This is a genomic window from Sandaracinobacteroides sayramensis (assembly GCF_022014495.1).
In the GTDB taxonomy this organism is placed as follows: Bacteria; Pseudomonadota; Alphaproteobacteria; order Sphingomonadales; family Sphingomonadaceae; genus Sandaracinobacteroides; species Sandaracinobacteroides sayramense.
This window is the reverse complement of the sequence record NZ_JAKLSQ010000002.1, coordinates 16,858-37,281: the sequence shown is the minus strand read 5'-3', so window position 1 is coordinate 37,281 and position 20,424 is coordinate 16,858. Positions and strand designations below refer to the sequence as shown.

Below are 20,424 nucleotides of genomic sequence, written 5' to 3'. Positions count from 1 at the left end.
GAACGCGCCGGGCCGAAGCCGATCTCAGCCGATCACCTTGGCGCGCAGCCGGGCGTATTCGTCGGCGCTGATGCTGCCGGCGGCCTTCAGCTCGTCCAGCTTCTTCAGCTCGTCGGCCGGGGAAATGCCCACGAAGTCGCGCAGCTCGCGGCGGGCTTCCTGCACCTGCGCCGCCTGGCGCTCGCCCATGCCCTTACCCTGGGTCAGGATATAGGCGAACACGCCCAGATAGGGGAGGAACAGCAGGAAGAGAATCCAGATCACCTTGCCGAAACCGCCGACGTCGTGGCGGCGGAACAGGTCGCCGATCACCGAGATCAACAGCCACAGCCACAGCACGAACACGAACACCACGAAGGCGAACATCGCGAAGTTCACGATGCTGGAGAAGATGGATTGAGCCATTGGGAACCCCCTGAAAAAACCCGCTGATTCGCCCTTAGGCCAGGGGGGTTCCAATGTCACGCCCAAGTGGCAGGTCAGGCGTCGATTTCGTCGGCTTCGACGCTGGCGGCATGCGCCTGGATGAAATTGAAGCGATGCTCCGGCACGCGGCCCATCAGCCGGTCGACCAGATCGCGGACCTGGTGCCGGTCCTGATGGCTTTCGGGCAGAACCACCCGGATCAGCGTTCGGCGCGCCGGGTCCATGGTGGTTTCGCGCAACTGGTGCGGCGCCATTTCGCCCAGGCCCTTGAAGCGGCCCACTTCCACCTTTTTATTCTTGAAGCGGGTGGCCAGAAGCCGCGCCCGCTCGGCATCGTCGCGGGCGTAGACGCTGTCGGCGCCGGCGGTGATCCGATAGAGCGGCGGCTGCGCGAGATAGAGCCGGCCGGCCGCCACGAGGCCCGGCATTTCCTGGAAGAAATAGGTCATCAGCAAGGTGGCGATATGCGCGCCGTCGACATCGGCGTCGGTCATGATCACCACCCGCTCGTAGCGGAGCTGGTCGTCGCGATAGCGGTCGCGCGTGCCGCAGCCCAGCGCCAGCGCCAAATCCGCCACTTCCTGGTTGGCGCCGATCTTGGCGGCGTTGGCCGACGCTACGTTCAGGATCTTGCCGCGAATGGGCAGGATCGCCTGCGTCTTGCGGTCCCGCGCCTGCTTGGCGGAACCGCCGGCCGAATCGCCTTCGACGATGAACAGCTCCGTCCCCTCCCGCGCGTTCGCCGAGCAGTCGGTCAGCTTGCCGGGCAGCCGCAGCTTGCGGGCGTTGGTGGCGGTCTTGCGCTTCTCCTCCCGCTCGGCGCGGCGGGCGAGGCGCTCGTCCATGCGGTCGATCGCGAACTGCAGCAGCGCGCGGGCGCGTTCCTGGTCCTCGGTCAGCCAATGGTCGAAATGGTCCTTCACCGCCGTCTCGACCAGCTTCTGCGCCTCGGGCGAGGAAAGCCGGTCCTTCGTCTGCGACTGGAACTGCGGCTGGGGGATGAACAGCGACAGCATGATCCGCGTGCCGACCAGCGCATCGTCCGCCGTCAGGTCGGAGGCCTTGCGGTTGTTGATGAGGGCGGCGAAGCCCTTCAGCCCCTTGATGATGGCGGTGCGGAATCCGGCCTCGTGCGTGCCGCCCTGCGGCGTCGGGATGGTGTTGCAATACCAGCTATGGGCGCCGTCGCCGGCCACCGTCCAGTGCATCGCCCATTCCACCTTGCCCTGATTATCCTGAAACTCATGCAGGCCGGCGAAGGGCTGGTTGGTGACCGTCGCCTCGCCCGCCACATCCTCGGCCAGATGGTCGGCGAGGCCGCCGGGGAAGATGAAGGTCTGCTGCTCGGGCACCTTGTCGGAGGCCAGTTCCGGCGCGCAGCGCCAGCGGATTTCGACTCCGCCGTAGAGATAGGCCTTGGAGCGGGCGAGCTTGTAGAGCCGGTCGGGCGCGAATTGCGCCGTCGCGCCGAAGATCTGCGGGTCGGGGCGGAAGGTGACCGTGGTGCCGCGCCGGTTGGGGGTCGGCCCCAGATTCTCCACCGGCCCCAGCGCCGCCCCGCGCGAATAGCGCTGCCGCCACAGCGTGCGGTTGCGCGCCACCTCCACCGTCAGCTCCTCGGCCAGCGCGTTCACCACGGAAATGCCGACGCCATGCAGGCCACCCGAAGTCGAGTAAGCGCCGCTGGTGAACTTGCCGCCCGAGTGCAGCATGGTCAGGATCACTTCCAGCGCCGACTTGTCGGGAAAGCGCGGATGCGGGTCGACCGGAATGCCGCGGCCGTTGTCGCTGATGGAAAGCGCGCCGTCCGCCGCCAGCTCCACCTCGATCCGGGTGGCGTGGCCGGCCACCGCCTCGTCCATGGCGTTGTCGAGGATCTCGGCCGCCAGATGGTGCAGCGCGTTGGAATCGGTGCCGCCGATATACATGCCCGGCCGCCGGCGCACGGGCTCCAGGCCTTCGAGGACTTCGATTGCGGAGGCGTCATAGCCCCCGGTTCCTGTGGCGCCGGCGCCTGCTCCGGCGAAGAGATCGGTCATGGCCGCCGTCATAGCCGCTGGCTTCGCCCAAGGAAACGGCGGGCTGACGAGAATTGATGCTGATGATGAGCAGTTCCACCCCGTCCCGCCGCCCGGCCAGGCGCGGGCAGATGGCGAGCTTTCACCTGTTGCGGCGCGGCAACATGGCGTGGCAGAATTGCCCCGGCGCGCCGCATCCACGCTTTTTGCAACTTGTGCGGCGCACAATAAGCCGCCAATCTCGGTGGGCAAATGGCGGCAGAAAGCCCGCCCAAGAACAGATGCCTGAAGCGAGTGCATCGACAATCAGACCCGCGGCGGGGCGCTTTCCACGCCCACGCGGGATACCAGGAGCGGAAAATGAAAGCAGTTTCGTCCATCGGCAGCCGGGCTGTTCTGGCTGGCATCCTGATGCTCGGCGCGTCCACGGCGGCCTTGGCGCAGGAAGAGGAAAAGTCGATCACCATCAGCGGCTCGGCGGCCTTCGTCAGCGACTATCGCTGGCGCGGCGGCAGCCTGTCGAACCTCGATCCCGCGGTGCAGGCCGGGATCACGCTGGAGCATAAGTCGGGCTTCTTCGTCGGCGCCTGGGGCTCTTCCATCGCCGACTTCAACGGCTCGACGGTGGAAGTCGACCTGACGGCCGGATGGGCCGGCAATGTGGCGGGGCTCGAAGCCTCGGGCGGGGTGCTCTACTACGGCTATCCGGGCGGCAAGGACACCGACATGGTCGAGCTGTTCGGCACGATCGGCGTGCCGCTCGGCCCGGTGACGGCTACCTTCGGCCTCAACTGGGCGCCGGACCAGAGCAACCTCGACCGTTCCAGCCGCTACGCCTTCGGCCAGTTGTCCGCCGGCATCCCCAACACGCCCATCTCCCTCACCGCCTCGCTCGGCAACGAGCGCGGAGGCGTCGTCGCCGACGAGAGCGGTCTCAAGACCAGCAAGTGGGACTGGCTGGTGGGCGCCGACCTGACCTGGGAAGCGCTGACGTTCAGCGTCGCCTATGTCGGCAACGACCTGACCGGCCGCACCATCAGCGACGGCGAATCCTCCTTCCGGGCGAACCGCCTGGCCAAGGACACGGTCGTCTTCTCGGTGACCGCCGCCTTCTGACCGGAAAGGCACGGCCCCACAGCCGGGCCAAATGAAAAGGGCGAGGCCGAAAGGCCCCGCCCTTTTTCATGCCCGAACGGGCCACCCCGGCGCGGCCGGGGCCGGCAAGCCGTTACTTCGCGGCCTTCTTGCGGGCCGGCGCCTTCTTCGGGGCGTCGGCTTCGCCTTCGGCGGCGGCTTCTTCCTTGGGCGCGGCCGCCTTCCTGGCAGCCGGCTTCTTTGCCGGCTTCGGCGCTTCCTCGGCCACAGCCTCCCCGGTCACCGCTTCCGCAGTCACCGCGTCCTCGGCGGCTTCCGCCTTCACGGCCTTCTTCGGCGCCGCCTTCTTCGCAGGCTTGGCGCCATGATCATGGTCGTGGTCATGCCCATGGTCGCAGTCGGGGCCGTGCACATGGCCCGGCGCGCCGTGCGGCAGGGCGGACAGCGGGGTTTCGTCCTCGCTCTCGATCGCCGCTTCCAGTTCGGAGCGGCTCACCTGCCGGTCGGTGATGCTGGCCTTGCCCAGCAGGAAGTCCACGACCTTTTCTTCGAACAGCGGCGCGCGCAGCTGGGCGGCGGCGATCGCATTCTCGGCGAAATATTTCTGAACCTCGCGCTCCTGGCCCGGGTAGCGGGCGGCTTCCTGCGCCACCAGCCGGTTCATTTCGCCCTGCGTCACCTGCACGCCATTCTTCTGCCCGATGTCGGACAACAGCAAGCCCAGGCGCACGCGGCGCTCGGCGATGCGGCCATAGTCGCCACGCTCGGCTTCCATCCCGGCCTTTTCCTCGTCGCTGGCCGACGCCTCGACCTGCGCCCAGATCTGCTGGAACTCGGCGTCCACCATGGAAGGCGGCACATCGAAACTGTGGGCGGCGGCCAGATGGTCCAAGAGCTTGCGCTTCAGATAGGTGCGGGTCAGGCCGTTCAGCTCGGACTCGACCTGATCCTTCAGGATCTCCTTCAGCTTGTCGAGGCTGTCGAGGCCGAGGTTGGTGGCGAAGCTCTCGTCCACCACGGCTTCCTTGGCGAGCTTCACCGCCGTCACCGTCACGGCGAATTGGGCGTCCTTGCCGGCCAGATTCTCGGCGGGATAGTCGGCGGGGAAGGTCACCTTCACGGTGCGGCTGTCGCCGGCCTTCACGCCCACCAGCCCGTCCTCGAAGCCGGGGATCAGCCGGCCGGAGCCCAGCTCGATCTCCATGGCCTCGCCCGTGCCGCCCTCGAAGGCGACGCCGTCGGCGGTGCCGGCGTAATCCATGACGACGAGATCGCCTTCCTTCGCCTTATGCTTGGCCGGCGCGTCCTCGAAGCTCTTCTGCCCTTCGGCCAGACGCTTCAGCGAGGCTTCCACCTCCGCGTCGGACACTTCGACCGTCAGCCGCTCCAGCGCGATGCCTTCCACTTCGGCGTCGGGCACGTCCGGCAGCACTTCCAGGCTGACGGAGATCTTCACATCCTCGCCGTCGTTCAGGCCGCCGTCCAGATCGACCTGCGGCTGGATCGCCGGGCGCAGGCCCTTGTCGGCCATCAGCCGGTTCACGGCCTCGTTCACCGCTTCCTGCAGTGCCTCGCGGCGGAGCGAGGGGCCGTGCATCTTGCGGATCAGGTTGCCGGGCACCTTGCCCGGGCGGAAGCCAGGCATGCGAACCTGCGGCGCAACCTGGGCAATGGCGGCGTCGACCTTGGCGGCGATGGCGTCCGAGCCGATCACCAGCTCATAGGCACGCTTCAGACCGTCGTTCAGCGTCTCGGTGGCAGTCATGAAAACCCGTTCCTCTCAAGGTATTCCCAGATATGGCGCCATGGAAGAAGAGCCGGGCCGTGGATTGCGAAAGGGTGCCGCACGGGGTGGTGGAGAGGGTGGTGCGGGCGAAGGGACTCGAACCCCCACGTCTTTCGACACTGGAACCTAAATCCAGCGCGTCTACCAGTTCCGCCACACCCGCACATACCCTCGGGCATTCCCTTCGGGCCGCCGCTCGTCGTCCGAAATAGAAGCGCGGGCTTATAGCAGCGCTTCGCCTCCACGCAAGCGCTGCGGTGGCAAGGTTGCGGCAGGCCCTGTGCGGAATCGGTTGCGCTTTCCGAGAAAGGGCAGTATTATTGCCCTAATTTCGGGAGAGAGACCATGAGTTCCACCACCATAACCGCGCCCGCGCGGCCCGCTTCGCTGCCGGTTTCCCTCGACGATCGCTACGACATCGGCGCCGGGCGCATCTTCCTTTCCGGCACGCAGGCGCTGGTGCGGCTGGCGCTGGTGCAGCAGGCCCGCGACGCGGCGGCGGGGCTGAAGACCGGCGGCTTCATATCCGGCTATCGCGGCTCGCCGCTGGGCGGTTTCGACCAGGAGCTCTGGCGCGCCAAGAAGCGCCTCTCCGCCGCCGACGTGCTGTTCGTGCCCGGAATCAACGAGGAACTGGGCGCCACCGCCGTCTGGGGCTCGCAGATGACGGCGCTGAACCCCAGCGCGAAGTTCGACGGCGTCTTCGGCCTCTGGTATGGCAAGGGCCCCGGCCTCGACCGGGCGATGGACGTGCTGAAGCATGCGAACGCCGCCGGCACCTCGCAGCATGGCGGCGTGCTGGCGATCGTCGGCGACGACCATGGCGCCAAATCCTCCACCCTGCCCCACCAGTCGGACCATAATTTCTCCGCCGCTTTCGTCCCCTTCCTCGCGCCGTCTTCCGTGCACGAGTTCGTGGAATATGGCCTGCTGGGAATCGCCATGAGCCGCTTCGCCGGCACCTGGGTGGGCTTCAAAGCGACCGCCGACACGGTGGAGACCTCGGCCACCGTCGACACCGCGAACGAGCGCCGGCAGATCATCCTGCCCCCCTTCGACTTCCCCGAAGGCGGCGTGCACATCCGCCCGAACGACATCTGGCGCGACGAGGACACCCGCCTGCAGCGCTACAAGGGCTTTGCGGCGCAGGCCTTCGCCAAGGCCAACGGCATCGACCAGTTGGTGTGGGACACGCCGCGCCCCCGCTTCGGCATCCTCTCCACCGGCAAGGCCTTCGCCGACACGATGGAAGCGCTGGAGGAACTGGGGATCGACGCCAGGGTCGCCGCCGACATCGGCCTCCGGCTCTACAAGGTCGGCATGCCCTGGCCGCTGGAGCCGGACGGCGTCCGCGCCTTCGCCGAGGGGCTGGAGGAAGTCCTCGTCATCGAGGAGAAGCGCGAGTTCATCGAGCACCAGTTGAAGTGGCAGCTCTACAACTGGAAGCCGGGCGTGCGCCCGAAGGTGGTCGGCAAGCAGGACGAGACCGGCGAATGGCTGCTCTCGCCCGACAATGAGCTGACTCCGGGCATGATCGCCAAGGTGATCGCCAAGCGCCTCAGCCACTTCCACAAGACCGACCGCATCGAGAATGCGCTGGCCTTCTTCGAGAAGCGCGAGGCGCTGCTGGCGAAGTTCGTCACGCCGACGAAGCGCTCGCCCTATTTCTGCTCCGGCTGCCCGCACAACACGTCCACCAAGGTGCCCGAAGGCGGCCGGGCGCTGGCCGGAATCGGCTGCCACATCATGGCCTTGTGGATGGATCGGGCGCAGACCTTCACGCAGATGGGCGGCGAGGGCGTGACCTGGGTGGGCGAAGCGCCGTTCGTGGGCGAGAATCATGTGTTCGCCAACCTCGGCGACGGCACCTACGAGCATTCCGGCCTGCTCGCCATCCGCCAGTCGATCGCCAGCGGCACCAACATCACCTACAAGATCCTTTTCAACGACGCGGTGGCGATGACCGGCGGCCAGCCGGTGGAAGGGCAACTGACGGTCGGCAAGGTCGCGCGGCAGATGCTGGGCGAAGGCGCGCAGAAGGTCTGGGTGCTGACCGAGGACATGTCGCGCTACCCGCAGGGCTATCTGCCGGCCGAGGCGGAACTGCACGACCGGGGGCAACTGGAGCCGATCTCGAAGGCGGCGGCCGCCACGCCGGGCTGCACCGTCATCATCTACGACCAGACCTGCGCCGCCGAGAAGCGCCGCCGCCGCAAGCGCGGCCTGCTGCCCGACCCGGACCGGCGCGTCATCATCAACCCCGCCGTCTGCGAGGGTTGCGGCGATTGCTCGGTGCAGTCCAACTGCGTCTCGGTCGAGCCGCTGCAGACGGAATTCGGCCGCAAGCGCCGGATCAACCAGTCGAGCTGCAACAAGGACTATTCCTGCCTGAAGGGCTTCTGCCCCAGCTTCATCACCGTGGACGGCGTGGAGGTGCGCAAACCCGCGAAGAAGGCGCTGGACCTTTCCGGCCTGCCCGATCCGCAGGTGCCGGCGCTGACGCAGGCGACCAACATCCTCGTCACCGGCATCGGCGGCACCGGCGTGCTGACGGTGTCCGCCCTGCTGGGCATGGCCGGGCATCTGGCGGGCGTCGCCTCCACCACCGCCGACATGGCCGGCCTCGCCCAGAAGGGCGGCGCGGTGTGGAGCCATGTGCGGCTGGCGCCCGATAACGAGGATCTGCTCGGCCCGCGCATCATGACCGGTGGCGCCGATCTGGTGCTGGCCTGCGACAGCGTCGTCGCCGCCGACAAGGCGGCGCAGAATCTGATGTCGCTGTCGCGCACCCATGTCGTCGCCAACGCCGACATCGCGCCGACCGCCGATTTCGTCCGCAACCGCGACCTCGACTTTAAGTCGGCGCAGGTGAAGCGGGCGGTGGAACAGGCCTCGCGCGCGCAGGATTTCGTCGCTGCCGAGCGGATCGCGACGGCGCTGATGGGCGACGCCATCGCCGCCAATGTGATGCTGATGGGCTACGCTTGGCAGAAGGGGCTGATCCCACTTTCGCTCGACGCCTTGCATGGCGCCATCGAGCTGAACGGAATCTCGGTCGATTTCAACAAGCAGGCCTTCGCGCTTGGCCGGCTGGTCGCCCACGATCCGGCGCGGGTGGAAGGGCAGCTCGCGCCGCCGGCCGCCGAATCCGCGACGCTCGACGTCCGCATCGCCAGCCGCGTCGCCGACCTGACGGCCTGGGGCGACGCCGCCTATGCCGCGCGCTTCCGCGCGCTGGTGGAGCGGGTGCGGGCGGCCGAAACCGCGCTGCGCCCGGGAAGCGAGGCGCTCACCGAAGGGGTGGCCCGGGCGCTGCACAAGCTGATGGCCTATAAGGACGAATATGAGGTCGCCCGGCTGATGACCGACGGCCGCTTCGATACGCTGATGGCCGACACCTTCTCGAAGGCGCGCAAGCGGACCTACCATCTGTCGCCGCCGATCTTCGCCAGGACCGATCCTGCGACGGGGCGGCCGAAGAAATACGCCATGCCCGGCTGGGCGGTGGAGCCGCTGTTCCGGCTGCTCGCCTCGATGAAGGGCCTGCGCGGCACCGCCTTCGACCTCTTCGGCCGCAGCGAGGAGCGCCGCCACGAGCGGGAGGCCATTCCCGCCTATGAGGCCGAGGTGGAAAAGCTGCTCGCCGGGCTGACGGGCGCGAACCTGCCGCTGGCGGTGGAAATCGCCCGCCTGCCGCTCGACGTGCGCGGCTATGGCCCGGTGAAGGAAGCGGCGGCGAAGGCGGTGGAAGCGCAGCGCCAGGCGCTCTGGGCGAAATGGCCTGGGGAGGCCGCGCGCGCCGCCGCCTGACGGCGGGGCGGACGAGGGTTGGTGAAAACCGCCGCCTGAAGACCTGAATGACAGCGGAGCGGAAATGCGTTAACCATTTCATCACGCACTGGGGGTGATGTGATGGGCAAGGCTTTTCTTCGGGCTCGAAGCGTATTTCCCTTGGCCGTCCTGTTCCTGGCGGCGACCACCTGGGGGTGCAGCGCCTCCTCTCCAGGTGAGCGGGGCCCGGACGAGGCCACCGACGCGTCAGCGACAGACACCGATTGGGCAGCGATAGACAGCGACGGGGCCACGGACGCCGCCTCGCCGGCGCCGGATGCACCCGCCCCCGCGCCGCCGCCGCCCGTCAGCGGCGCGCCAGCCTATTGCCCCGCCGTCGAGGAGCAACTGCCGCCCGAGGAATGCGCCGCGCTGACGCAGGTGCAGACCGGAAGCGGCGCGCTGAAGACCCCGGCGCAGATGCTGATCGGACAGCCCGAGGTGGTGACGCTGGCGCTCTCCCGCGAGGCCGGCAGCAGCGCGCCTTCGGACGCGGTGGCCGGAGCCCCCGGCGTGGAACGGCCGCTGGCGCCCGCCGTCGGCCGCTGGATGGAAGCCACGCTGATCCCCGGCCCCGGCCTGAAAGCCAGCATCAGCCCCGAGACTCCGGCGCTGCAGGATCTCTTCGCCTCGGAAGACGCCTATTGGCAATGGACGGTGGAAGCGACGGAACCCGGCCAGCGCCAGCTCACGCTGCGCACGCGGGTGATGGTGAAGGGCGCGGACGGCGAATTCCGCCCGCGCGGGCGCGGCTTCACCCGGCAATATCCGATCGACGTCGCCGTTTCCCGCCGCGAAGGGGTGATCCGCGATCTGGAAAAGGCGGGCAAGGACGCCGGCCGGGTCGCCGAGACCGGCGGCGGCTGGGAAAAGCTCTTCTATGCGCTGGCGGCGCTGGTGATTGCCCTTGGCGCCGTCTGGGCGGCCATCCGGGGCTTTGGCAAAACGAAAAGCGCGGATAAGACGAACGGCGGAAAGAGCGACGACAAGAAGGGCGGATGATCCGAATGACGGTTGCGTTGGCTGAAAATGTTTCGACGGCCCCCTTTGCCGGCTGCCAGAAATTCCCGGGCAAGGCGCTGGTGCTCTACCAGAAGAAGGCGTTCCTCGACGCGGCGACCTGCGCCGCCCTCGTCGAGCGGATCGACAGCCTGCGCCGGCCATCCACCATATCCGACTCCAACGGCGACCCGTTCAACCGCACTTCGGAAACCGCCGACCTTTTCGGCGGCGATCCGTTGATCGACGGAGTCAACGCCCTGCTCGACCGGATGTCCGGCCAGCCCGGCAGCCATGGCGAGGTGCTGCAGGGCCAGCGCTATGCGGTGGGGCAGGAATTCAAGTTCCACACCGATTATTTCGAACCCGGCGGCCCCGACTGGGAAGCCAACACCCGCGTCGGCGGCCAGCGCACCTGGACGCTGATGACCTATCTGAACCAGCCGGACGAAGGCGGCGCCACCCGCTTCAAGCGCATCGGCAAGATCTTCCAGCCGGAAGCCGGCAAGCTGCTGGCCTGGTGCAACCTCGATTCCGCCGGCCGCCCCAACTATGAAACGCTCCATGCCGGAATGAAGGTCCATCGCGGCACCAAATATATCATCACCAAATGGTATCGCGAGCGGCGCATGAGAGCCTGACGCCATGACGATCCTCTTCATCCTGCTGCTGGTGCTGGCGATCTGGGCCGCCTTCCGGTTCGGCGGCGTGCGCAAGGCGGAGGAAAAGCCGCGAAGCTCGCAGCCCTTCCGGCGCCGGAAAAGGCCCGACGAGAAGGGGGAAGCGGAAAAGGCGGAAGAGGATTCGCCTTTTCGCGGCAAAGGCGGCCGCTTCGGCGGCGGCGGCGCGTCGGGCGACTGGAACGATTGACTGGCGCAATCGACAGGCGCGATCTGCGGCCTGCGCGCATTAATCGTGGCGCTTGAGGAGGAGGCCCGATGAACTTCGATCTTTCGGACGACGCGAAGACGCTGAAGGACGCGGCGCGCAAATTTCTGGACGCCCGCGCCGGCCCTCAGGCCGCGCGCAGGGTGATGGACGCCGGCCTCGCGCAGGACGCGCAGCTCTGGGCGGAAATCGTCGAGCAGGGCTGGCCGGCGGCGCGTGTGCCCGAGGCGCATGGCGGGCTCGGGCTCGGCGCCGACGAAGCCTGTGTGCTGGCCGAGGAAATCGGCCGCAGCCTGGCGCCCGTGCCGCTGATGTCGACGCTGGCCGCGATCGAGGCGATCCTGATCGCCGGCAGCGCGGCGCAGCAGGCCGAGTGGCTGCCGAAGCTCGCCGCCGGAGAAGCGATCGGCTGCATCGCCTGGGCGGAAGGCGCGCGGTCGCCGCTGCAGCAGCCGGCGGCGGTGCTGGAAGGTGGCAAGGTCTCGGGCGAGAAGTCGCCGGTGATCGACGGGCTTGCAGCGACGCTCGCCATCGTCACCGTCGCAGGCCCCGACGGCCCGGCGATGGCGCTGGTGCCGCTCGAGGGCGTCTCGCGCGCCGGACAGGAAACGCTGGACCTCGTGCGGCCGTCGGCGAAGCTGCAATTCGAGAGCGCCCCGGGCGAAGCGCTGGGAACGGCGGCGGACTGGGTGAAGCTGACCGAGCGTCTGGCGGTGCTGTCCGCCTGGGAAGCGCTGGGCACGGCCGACGCCGCGCGGGACATGACGGTAGCCTATGCCAAGGAGCGCGTCGCCTTCGGCCAGCGGATCGGCCGCTATCAGGGCGTGAAGCACAAGCTGGCCGACATGTATGTGAAGGCGGAACTCGCCCGCGCCCATGCGCTGCACGGCTGCTGGGCGTGGGAGGCCGACGCCCCCGAGCTGGCGCAGGCGGCGGCCGCCGCGCGCGTCGCCAGCCTCGACGCGCTGAAGCTCACCGCCGAGGAAGCCGTGCAACTGCACGGCGGGATCGGCTTCACCTGGGAGCAGGACTGCCAGTTCTACTACCGCCGCAACCGCCTGCTGGCGGCCTCGATCGGCAGCCGCGCGCACTGGGCGGAACGGCTGGTCAGGGCGCTGGAACGGCGCAACCGCACGGCCGCCTGAGGGAGTAGCGAAGATGGATTTCAACGACACCCCGGCCGAAGCCGCCTATCGCGCCCAGGTGCGCGCCTGGATCGAGGAGGCCGCATCGGACTATGCCGAGCCGTCGGGCACGCCCTTCGCGCTCGACGATTTCGTCGCCCGCTGCAAGGCTTGGCAGTTGCGGAAGTTCGAAGCCGGCTATGTCGGGATCACCTGGCCGAAGGCGATCGGCGGCCAGGGGCTGACGCCGATGCACCAGATCATCTTCAACCAGGAGGAAAGCCGCAGCTACGCGCCGACCGGGCTCTATTCCATCGGCCTCGGCATGTGCATCCCCACCGTCTTCACCCATGGCGCGCCGGAGATCGCCGCGCGCTATGTGCCGAAGGCGCTGAGCGGCGAGGAGGTCTGGTGCCAGCTCTTCTCCGAGCCGGTCGCCGGGTCCGACCTCGCCGGCATCCGCACCAGAGCCGTCCGGGATGGCGACGAATGGGTGATCGACGGCCAGAAGGTCTGGACCAGTTTCGCCCACCGCAGCGATTTCGGAATCGTCGTCACCCGCACCGATTTCGACGCCCCCAAGCACAAGGGCCTCAGCATGTTCATCGTCGACATGCGCGCGCCCGGCGTGGAGGTGCGGCCGATCCGGCAGATGTCGGGCGGCAGCGACTTCAACGAGGTGTTCTTCACCGGAGTCCGCGTGGCCGACAGCCACCGGCTGGGCGAAGTCGGCGAAGGCTGGAAGGTCAGCCTGACGACGCTTATGCACGAGCGGCTGGCGGTCGGCGGAAAGCCCCGCCACGCGCCCGGCTATCAGGCGCTGATGGAGCTTGCGAAGCGCGTCGAGACGGACAGCGGCCCGGCGATCGAGCGCGCCGATGTCCGCCAGCGCATCGCCGACACCTATATCGCCGACGAGGGGATCAGCCTGACGCAGATGCGCGCCTTGTCCGCCCTGTCGCGCGGGCAGGTGCCCGGGCCGGAGCAGTCGATCTCCAAGGTGGTCGTCGCCAAGACCATGCAGGAGATGACCGCCTTCGCCATGGAACTGGCGGAAGCCTCGGGATTCACCGTGGAGCCGGGTTCCGACCTCGACAAGCTGCAATCCAGCTACATGTGGTCGGCCGGGCTCAGGATCGCCGGGGGCACCGACGAGATCCTGCGCAACATCATCGCCGAGCGGGTGCTCGGCCTGCCCGGAGACCTGAGGCCGGACAAGGACACCCCCTTCAGCCAATTGAAACCGCTCTGAACAAGCGGAAAGCGGTTGCGCCGAGCCGCTGATCCGGGCTTCGGGGGCGGCACGATGCCTTCGAAGCCCGTTCCCTGATTCGCGCCGCATGATTCGCGCCCTGCTCGATCCGTTCCTCCTTCTGCTGGTGGGGATGGTGGCGCTGGCCAGCGTCGCCCCGGCGCAGGGCGAAACCGCCATCTGGCTGGGGCATGTGGCGGATGCGGCGATCTTCCTGCTGTTCTTCCTGCATGGCGCCCGCCTGCCGCATGCGGCGGTGAAGGACGGGCTACTGAAATGGCGGCTGCATCTGGCGGTGCTTGGCAGCACCTATCTGCTGTTCCCGCTGATCGGGCTCGGGCTGGTGCATTCCGGAATCGCCGGCGGCGTTCTCGCAACCGGAATCCTGTTCCTGACGCTGGTGCCCTCCACGGTGCAGTCCTCCATCGCCTTCACCGCCATGGCGCGTGGAGACGTCGCGGCGGCGGTGGTCAGCGCCGCCTTTTCCAACATCGCCGGGCTGTTCCTGACGCCGCTTCTGGTGGCGCTGATCCTGAAGGGCAGCGGCGCCGCCATGTCGGCGAACGCCGTCGGCACCATCCTCGTGCAACTGCTGCTGCCTTTCGTTGCCGGGCATCTGCTGCACGCGCGGCTCGGCGGCTTCCTGCAACGCCACCGCCCGCTGACGATGCTCGTCGATCGCGGCTCCATCCTGCTCGTCGTCTACGCCGCCTTCAGCCATGCCGTCGTCATGCACCTGTGGGACCAGCTTTCCGCGACAGACCTGCTGCTGCTCGCGGCGCTATCCATACTGATCCTCGGGCTGGTGCTGGCGGCCACATGGTGGGCCGGCAAGGCGCTCGGCTTTCCGCTGGAGGACCGGGTGGTTCTGCTGTTCTGCGGCTCTAAGAAAAGCCTGGCGTCCGGCGTGCCGATGGCCGGCGTGCTGTTCGCGCCGACAGCCGTCGGCCTCGCCATCCTGCCGCTGATGCTGTTCCACCAGATTCAGTTGATCGCCTGCGCGGTCATCGCCCGCCGGCTGGCGGACCGGGCCGAACCCGAACGGACCTAACCCAGAACCGCCTTCACCCGCGCCTGCAGATCGGCTTCCGGCCGGGCGCCATAATGTTCGATGATCTCGGCGGCGGCGATGGTGCCCATCACCGCGCAGTCCCTCAGGCCCCGCCCCTGGGCGTAGCCGGTCAGGAAGCCGGCGGCAAACAGGTCGCCCGCCCCGGTCGTGTCCAGCACCCGGGCGGCCGGCGTCACCGGCACTTCCTCGCGGCCGACGCCGTTCACCACGATGGCGCCCTTTTCCGAGCGGGTGAGGACCGCCAGCGGCACGAGCGCCGCCAGCCCCTCGACCGCGGCCTCGACGCTGTCGGTCTGGAACAGGCTCTTCGCCTCATTCTCGTTCGCGAAGACGATGTCGACCGCGCCCGACTGCATCATCTCCCGGAAATCCTCGCGATGGCCTTCCACGCAGAACACGTCGGACAGCGTCAGCGCCACCTTGCGCCCGGTCTCGCGGGCGATGGCCTTCGCCTTGCGGATGGCGCGGATCGGCGCCGGAGGATCCCACAGATAGCCCTCGAAATAGATGAGCCGGGCGGCCTTCACCATCTCCGCGTCCACGTCCGTCTCGTCCACCTCCTGGCACGAGCCGAGATAGGTGCTCATCGTCCGCTGCGCGTCGGGGCTGACGACGATCAGGCACTGGCCGGTCGGCGGGCCGCCCTCGGCGGCCGGCGTGCGGTAATCGACTCCGGCGGCGCGGATGTCGTGCGCGAACACCTTGCCAAGCTGGTCGTTCGAAACCCGGCCGACGAAGGCCGCCCGCCCGCCCAGCGTCGCGACTCCGGCGGCGGTGTTGGCGGCGGAGCCGCCGGAGATCTCCCGGCCCGGCCCCATCTTCGCGTAAAGCGCGGAGGCCTCCTCGGCGGAGATCAGCCGCATCGTGCCCTTGGGAATCCCGTTGCTTTCCAGAAAGGAATCCGGATGCGAGGCAATCACGTCGACGATGGCATTGCCGATTGCGAGCACGTCATACTGGTCGGCCAAATCGGGCTCCTGATGCGGGAAGGCGTTTTCCCGGCGCTAGCATCCACCGGGCCGACTGGCTAGAGCATCGGGCATGACGCGGCTTATCCCCCTCATCGGCTTCACCCTGGTTGCGGGCTGCGCCGCAACGCCCAAGGCGCAGCAGGTGGTCAGCGCCCCGCCGCCCCCGCCGCCGGGGATGGAGCTGGTGCTCGACCAGGTGCCCGAAACCGCCATCGCGCTTCTGGGCCAGCCCCGCCTCGACAAGCGCGAAGGGACGGCGCGGCAGATGCAGTTCAGCGGCGATTGCGTGCTGGACATCTGGTATTACCCCCAGCCGGACATGCCGGTTCCAGCGCCGCTCGTCGCCACCCACGCCGACGCCCGCCTGCCGAACGGGCAGGAAGCGCAGCCGGGTGCCTGCATGCAGCAGTTGATCGGCGCCCGCGAAGCCGCGCGCGCGGCCGAAGCGGCGGCCGCCGCCGCAAAAGCGGAAGCGAAGCCCGCCGCGCCGAAGCCGGCCCAGCGCAAACGCCGATAAGGCCTGGCCCGCAGCCTCAGGTCGAGAACTCATACAGGTAATGGATATATCTTCCGTCATCCCGGGCTTGACCCGGGATCCCGCTTCTTGCCGACGCTGGCGAGAAAGCTGGCCCCCGGGTCAAGCCCGGGGTGGCGAAGGGGGACCGGGGTGACGAAGGGGAATAGGAGTCCTCAACCTAGCCGCGCGCGCGTATCCGGATGGAAAGCGCGTGCGCCGGCAACCCCTCGGCATCGGCCAGAGTCGCCGTCGCGTGCGCCAGCGCCGCGAAGCCATCGGCCCCCGCCTCCAGCCAGGTGGTGCGCTTCAGGAAATTGTGCACGCCCAGCCCGCCGGAAAACCGCGCGCGCCGTCCAGTCGGCAGCACATGGTTGGGGCCGCCGATATAATCGCCCACCGGCTCCGGCGTGTGCGCGCCGAGGAAGATCGATCCGGCATGGCGCACGACCTCGAACAGCGGTTTCGGATCGGCCAGCATCAGCTCCAGATGCTCGGCCGCCAACGCGTTCGCCAGCGGCGCCGCTTCCGCCAGATCGCGCACCAGGATGATGGCGCCGTAATTGTCCCAGCTTTCCCGCGCCGCCTCGCCGGTGGAAAGCGCCGGCAGCAGCCGCTCCACCCAGTCCGCCACCGCGTCGGCCAAAGTCGGGCTGTCGGTGATCAGGATCGACTGCGCCACCGGGTCGTGCTCGGCCTGCGAAAGCAGGTCGGCGGCGATCCAGTCCGGCCGGGCCGACGCATCGGCGATCACCAGAATTTCAGAGGGGCCGGCCACCATGTCGATCCCGACCGTGCCGTAAAGCTGCCGCTTCGCCTCCGCCACCCAGGCGTTGCCGGGGCCGACGATCATGTCGCATTTCGGGACAGGCGCCGTGCCATAGGCCAGCGCCGCGATCGCCTGCGCCCCGCCGATGCGGAAGATGCGCGAAACGCCGGCCAGATCGGCCGCCAGCATGGCCAGCGGGTTCAGCCGCCCGTCCGGCGTCGGCATCACCATCACCAGCTCGTCGACGCCGGCGACCTGCGCCGGAATGGCGTTCATCAGCACGGAGGAGGGATAGGCCGCCCGCCCGCCAGGCACATAGAGACCGGCGCGCTCCACCGCCGTCCAGCGCCAGCCGGCGCGCACGCCCGTCGCATCCGCATGCTCGCCGTCCGCCGGCCGCTGCACCTCGTGAAAGGCGCGGATTCGCGCCGCCGCCAGTTCCAGCGCCGCGCGCGCCTCCGCCGGCACGCGGGCGACGGCCGCGTCGCGCTCGGCGCGGCCGACTTCGGCGCTGCCCGCCGTCAGTTCCACCCGGTCGAATCTCTGCGTCAGCTCGGCGACGGCGGCGAAGCCCTCCTTGCGCACCCGCTCCAATATGGCGGCCACCTGACCCGACACGCCCCGGTCGGGCTCGCGGGTGTCGGCCACCAGCGCCGCGAAACGCGCGGCGAAATCGGCATCCGCCGAACGCAGGCGCAGCATCAGGCGGCCCCGGCCAGCGCGCGGAAGGACTCCACCAGCCGCGCCACCTCCGGCATCGTCTTGAAAGCGGCGCGGTTGACGATGAGGCGCGAGGTAACCTCCAGAATCGCCTCCCGCTCCACCAGCCCGTTTTCCTTCAGCGTGCGGCCGGTGGAAACCAGATCGACGATACGCGGCGCCAGCCCCAGCAGCGGCGCCAGCTCCATTGCCCCGTTCAGCTTCACGCATTCCGCCTGCACCCCTTGCGCGGCGTAGTGCCGCGCCGTCAGATGCGGATATTTGGTGGCGACGCGCACATGGCTTTCCGACAGGATCGGCGGCGTCCCCTCCGGCTCCGCGACGGAAAGCCGGCAGCGGCCGATGCCGAGGTCGACCGGCGAATAGAGCTCGGAATAATCGAACTCCGCCAGCACGTCGTTGCCGACGATCCCCAGATGCGCGGCGCCGAAGGCGACGAAGGTGGCGACGTCGAAGCTGCGCACCCGGATCACCGACACGTGGGGGTTGCTCGTCGCGAAGCGCAGCGCCCGGCTGCCCTCGTCGAACAGCGCCGGCTCGGGATGAATGCCCGCCTTCTCCAGAAGCGGCAGGGCCTCCTTCAATATCCGCCCCTTCGGCAGGGCGAAGACCAGTTGTCGCGGGCTGTTCGTCATGATGGCGGCGGCTATGCACGTCATGCGCACTTGCGGCAACCGCCCGGTGCGCGTATATGCGGCGCACTTCCTGACAGCCTGGCTTTCACGGAACCTCCGGCCCCGGGCCGCGGGGCCGCGAAGTTCATGCACCATGATTTACGGGCTTCAGGCCGAGGAGTTTGGAAATGGCCAGTCTGGAACAGCTGAAGGCGCTCGTCGAGCCGGTGGTCGAGGACCATGGCTTCGAACTGGTGCGCGTGGCGCTGATCGAAGGGCCGACCCTCACCTTGCAGATCATGCTGGAGGACCCGGCGACCGGGCAGATGAAGGTGGACGATTGCGCCCGCGTGTCGCGCAAGATCTCCGCCCTGCTGGACGAGGCGGACCCGATCGAAAGCGAATATATGCTGGAGGTCTCCTCACCGGGGATCGACCGGCCGCTGACCCGGCTGAAGGATTACGACCGCTGGGCCGGGCATCTGGCGAAGCTGGAGCTGGCGGACACGGTGGCGCTGAACGGCGCCGACCGCAAGCGCTTCCAGGGGCCGCTTCTGGGCACCGCCGGCGACGATATCCGGATCGAGGTGGAGGGCATCGGCGAAGTGCGCCTGCCCTTCGCCGGCATCCGCACCGCGAAGCTGCTGCTGACCGACCGGCTGATCGCCGAGACGGGCACCCTCCTCTCCGAGGAAGGCGCGGACGACATCGAGGAAGAGGCCGACGAGGAATCGTCGAACGAGACGCGAAACTAAAGGGCGAAAAATGAACCCGATTGCTGCGAACAAGGCCGAACTGATCGCCATCGCCGACGCGGTGGCGCGCGAGAAGTCGATCGACCGGATGATCGTCATCGAGGCGATGGAAGAGGCGATCCAGCGCGCCGCCCGCGCCCGCTATGGCGCCGAGAACGACATCCGCGCCAAGATCGACCCGCGTGGCGGCGACCTGCGGCTATGGCGGGTGCTGGAAGTCGTCGAAGAGCCCGAGGATTATTTCAAGCAGATCAGCCTCGTCGACGCGAAGGAGCGGGAATCGGACGCGAAGGTCGGCGATTTCATGATCGACGACCTGCCGCCGATCGAATTCGGCCGAATCGCCGCGCAGGCCGCCAAGCAGGTGATCGTCACCAAGGTGCGCGACGCCGAGCGCGAGCGGCAATATGAGGAATACAAGGACCGCCAGTCCGAGATCATCACCGGCGTGGTGAAGCGGGTGGAGTTCGGCCATATCGTCGTCGACCTCGGCCGCGCCGAAGGCGTGATCCGCCGCGACCAGCAGATCCCGCGCGAAGTGCTGCGGGTGGGCGACCGGGTGCGCAGCATCATCACCCTCGTCCGCCGCGAGAATCGCGGGCCGCAGATCTTCCTCAGCCGGGCGCATCCCGAATTCATGAAGAAGCTGTTCGCGCAGGAAGTGCCGGAAATCTACGACGGCGTCATCGAGATCAAGGCCTGCGCCCGCGATCCGGGAAGCCGCGCCAAGATCGGCGTGCTTTCGAACGACGGCTCGATCGACCCGGTCGGCGCCTGCGTCGGCATGCGCGGCAGCCGCGTGCAGGCGGTGGTGCAGGAACTGGCGGGCGAGAAGATCGACATCATCCCCTGGTCGCCCGACACCGCCACCTTCGTGGTGAACGCGCTGCAGCCGGCGCAGGTCTCCAAGGTGGTGATCGACGAGGAGGACAACCGAATCGAAGTGGTGGTCCCCGACGACCAGTTGTCGCTCGCCATCGGCCGGCGCGGCCAGAACGTGCGGCTGGCCGGCCAGCTCACCGGCCACCAGATCGACATCATGACCGAGGCGGCCGAAAGCGAGAAGCGGCAGAAGGAATTCGTCGAGCGCTCCGAACTGTTCGAGCGCGAGCTGGAACTGGACGAGACTCTGGCGCAGCTTCTGGTCGCCGAAGGCTTCACCAGCCTCGAGGAAGTGGCCTATGTCGAAGGCGAGGAACTCGCCTCCATCGAGGGGCTGGACGAGGAAATCGCCGCCGAGCTGCAGAACCGCGCCGTCGAGGCGCTGGAGCGCCGCGAGGCCGGCTACCGCGAAGCCCGCCGGGCGCTGGGCGTGGAAGACGCGCTGGCGGAAATCCCCGGCCTAAGCGAGGAAATGCTGGTGCGCCTCGGCCAGAAGGGCGTGAAGACGCTGGACGATCTCGCCGACCTTTCCACCGACGAGCTGATCGGCAAGGGCGACAAGCGCCGCGAAATCCCCGCCGGAATCCTGGCGCCGTTCGGCATCTCGGTGGACGACGGCAACGCCATCATCATGGCCGCGCGCAAGCATTGGTTCGAGGATGAGGAAAGCGCCGAGGGATGACAGGGCCGCTTTCCCCCGCAGTCAGG

The 20,424-nt window shown here is 68.3% G+C and carries 18 protein-coding genes and 1 tRNA gene; 12 read left to right on the top strand and 7 right to left on the bottom strand.

The genetic code is table 11. From position 1 onward, the window contains the following. Nucleotides 1–24: 24 nt before the first annotated feature. Nucleotides 25–405, bottom strand: coding sequence for an SHOCT domain-containing protein (locus L6Q21_RS02825; RefSeq protein WP_237828990.1), 381 nt, complete (start codon nucleotides 403–405; stop codon nucleotides 25–27). A 74-nt stretch (nucleotides 406–479) separates the two neighbouring features. Continuing rightward, nucleotides 480–2,465 carry a DNA topoisomerase IV subunit B gene (gene parE, locus L6Q21_RS02820; protein WP_237828989.1) on the bottom strand — a complete coding sequence of 662 codons (1,986 nt, stop codon included), beginning with the start codon at nucleotides 2,463–2,465 and terminating at the stop codon, nucleotides 480–482. On the opposite strand from parE, the gene L6Q21_RS02815 reads away from it, so the two are divergent. Together L6Q21_RS02815 and L6Q21_RS02810 are read left to right on the top strand one after the other, a co-directional pair. After that, nucleotides 2,464–2,733, top strand: coding sequence for a hypothetical protein (locus tag L6Q21_RS02815; protein WP_237828988.1), 270 nt, complete (start codon nucleotides 2,464–2,466; stop codon nucleotides 2,731–2,733). The two genes, parE and L6Q21_RS02815, sit on opposite strands and share 2 nt — an antisense overlap. A 71-nt stretch (nucleotides 2,734–2,804) precedes the next feature. Continuing rightward, nucleotides 2,805–3,560: a TorF family putative porin gene (locus L6Q21_RS02810; protein ID WP_237828987.1), complete on the top strand. Its 756-nt coding sequence runs from the start codon at nucleotides 2,805–2,807 to the stop codon at nucleotides 3,558–3,560. 112 nt (nucleotides 3,561–3,672) lie between these two features. Here the strand turns inward: L6Q21_RS02810 and tig are convergent, their stop codons facing one another. Both tig and L6Q21_RS02800 read right to left on the bottom strand, forming a co-directional pair. Next, nucleotides 3,673–5,304 (bottom strand): trigger factor, encoded by a 1,632-nt coding sequence (gene tig / locus L6Q21_RS02805; RefSeq protein ID WP_237828985.1) that lies wholly within the window; start codon nucleotides 5,302–5,304, stop codon nucleotides 3,673–3,675. Nucleotides 5,305–5,403: 99 nt separating this feature from the next. Continuing rightward, nucleotides 5,404–5,488: transfer RNA gene (locus L6Q21_RS02800), tRNA-Leu, on the bottom strand. A gap of 182 nt (nucleotides 5,489–5,670) precedes the next feature. Between L6Q21_RS02800 and L6Q21_RS02795 the strand changes: the two genes are divergently transcribed. The 7 genes from L6Q21_RS02795 (at nucleotide 5,671) to L6Q21_RS02765 (ending at nucleotide 14,470) form a co-directional block, all read left to right on the top strand. Next, nucleotides 5,671–9,135, top strand: coding sequence for an indolepyruvate ferredoxin oxidoreductase family protein (locus tag L6Q21_RS02795; RefSeq protein ID WP_237828983.1), 3,465 nt, complete (start codon nucleotides 5,671–5,673; stop codon nucleotides 9,133–9,135). A 141-nt stretch (nucleotides 9,136–9,276) separates the two neighbouring features. Further along, nucleotides 9,277–10,158 (top strand): hypothetical protein, encoded by an 882-nt coding sequence (locus L6Q21_RS02790; protein WP_237828982.1) that lies wholly within the window; start codon nucleotides 9,277–9,279, stop codon nucleotides 10,156–10,158. 5 nt (nucleotides 10,159–10,163) lie between these two features. Beyond that, nucleotides 10,164–10,796, top strand: coding sequence for a prolyl hydroxylase family protein (locus L6Q21_RS02785; protein WP_237828980.1), 633 nt, complete (start codon nucleotides 10,164–10,166; stop codon nucleotides 10,794–10,796). A gap of 4 nt (nucleotides 10,797–10,800) precedes the next feature. Next, nucleotides 10,801–11,025 carry a hypothetical protein gene (locus L6Q21_RS02780; protein WP_237828979.1) on the top strand — a complete coding sequence of 75 codons (225 nt, stop codon included), beginning with the start codon at nucleotides 10,801–10,803 and terminating at the stop codon, nucleotides 11,023–11,025. Nucleotides 11,026–11,093: 68 nt separating this feature from the next. Beyond that, nucleotides 11,094–12,188, top strand: coding sequence for an acyl-CoA dehydrogenase family protein (locus L6Q21_RS02775; protein WP_237828978.1), 1,095 nt, complete (start codon nucleotides 11,094–11,096; stop codon nucleotides 12,186–12,188). A 13-nt stretch (nucleotides 12,189–12,201) separates the two neighbouring features. Then, nucleotides 12,202–13,419, top strand: a complete 1,218-nt coding sequence (locus tag L6Q21_RS02770; protein WP_237828977.1) for an acyl-CoA dehydrogenase family protein — start codon at nucleotides 12,202–12,204, stop codon at nucleotides 13,417–13,419. 88 nt (nucleotides 13,420–13,507) lie between these two features. Further along, a complete protein-coding gene (locus L6Q21_RS02765) occupies nucleotides 13,508–14,470 on the top strand; it encodes a bile acid:sodium symporter family protein (protein WP_237828976.1) in 963 nt (320 codons plus the stop codon). On the opposite strand, the gene L6Q21_RS02760 is transcribed toward L6Q21_RS02765, so the two are convergent. After that, on the bottom strand, nucleotides 14,467–15,459 hold the full coding sequence (locus L6Q21_RS02760) for an adenosine kinase (protein WP_237828975.1): 993 nt from the start codon (nucleotides 15,457–15,459) through the stop codon (nucleotides 14,467–14,469). The two genes, L6Q21_RS02765 and L6Q21_RS02760, sit on opposite strands and share 4 nt — an antisense overlap. A 73-nt stretch (nucleotides 15,460–15,532) precedes the next feature. On the opposite strand from L6Q21_RS02760, the gene L6Q21_RS02755 reads away from it, so the two are divergent. Continuing rightward, nucleotides 15,533–15,979, top strand: a complete 447-nt coding sequence (locus L6Q21_RS02755) for a hypothetical protein (protein ID WP_237828974.1) — start codon at nucleotides 15,533–15,535, stop codon at nucleotides 15,977–15,979. A gap of 178 nt (nucleotides 15,980–16,157) precedes the next feature. Here L6Q21_RS02755 and hisD read toward each other — a convergent pair whose 3' ends face one another. Both hisD and hisG read right to left on the bottom strand, forming a co-directional pair. Then, entirely contained in the window at nucleotides 16,158–17,450 is a 1,293-nt protein-coding gene (hisD, locus tag L6Q21_RS02750; RefSeq protein WP_237829000.1) for a histidinol dehydrogenase, read from the bottom strand. Beyond that, entirely contained in the window at nucleotides 17,447–18,124 is a 678-nt protein-coding gene (gene hisG, locus L6Q21_RS02745) for an ATP phosphoribosyltransferase (RefSeq protein ID WP_237828973.1), read from the bottom strand. The genes hisD and hisG overlap by 4 nt, the downstream gene beginning before the upstream one ends. Nucleotides 18,125–18,267: 143 nt before the next feature. On the opposite strand from hisG, the gene rimP reads away from it, so the two are divergent. Further along, complete coding sequence (gene rimP / locus L6Q21_RS02740; protein WP_237828972.1) at nucleotides 18,268–18,834, top strand: ribosome maturation factor RimP; 567 nt, start codon at nucleotides 18,268–18,270, stop codon at nucleotides 18,832–18,834. 10 nt (nucleotides 18,835–18,844) lie between these two features. Continuing rightward, the gene (nusA, locus tag L6Q21_RS02735) at nucleotides 18,845–20,398 is read left to right on the top strand and encodes a transcription termination factor NusA (protein WP_237828971.1); all 1,554 of its coding nucleotides are present in this window, start codon (nucleotides 18,845–18,847) and stop codon (nucleotides 20,396–20,398) included. The last annotated feature ends 26 nt before the right edge of the window (nucleotides 20,399–20,424 follow it).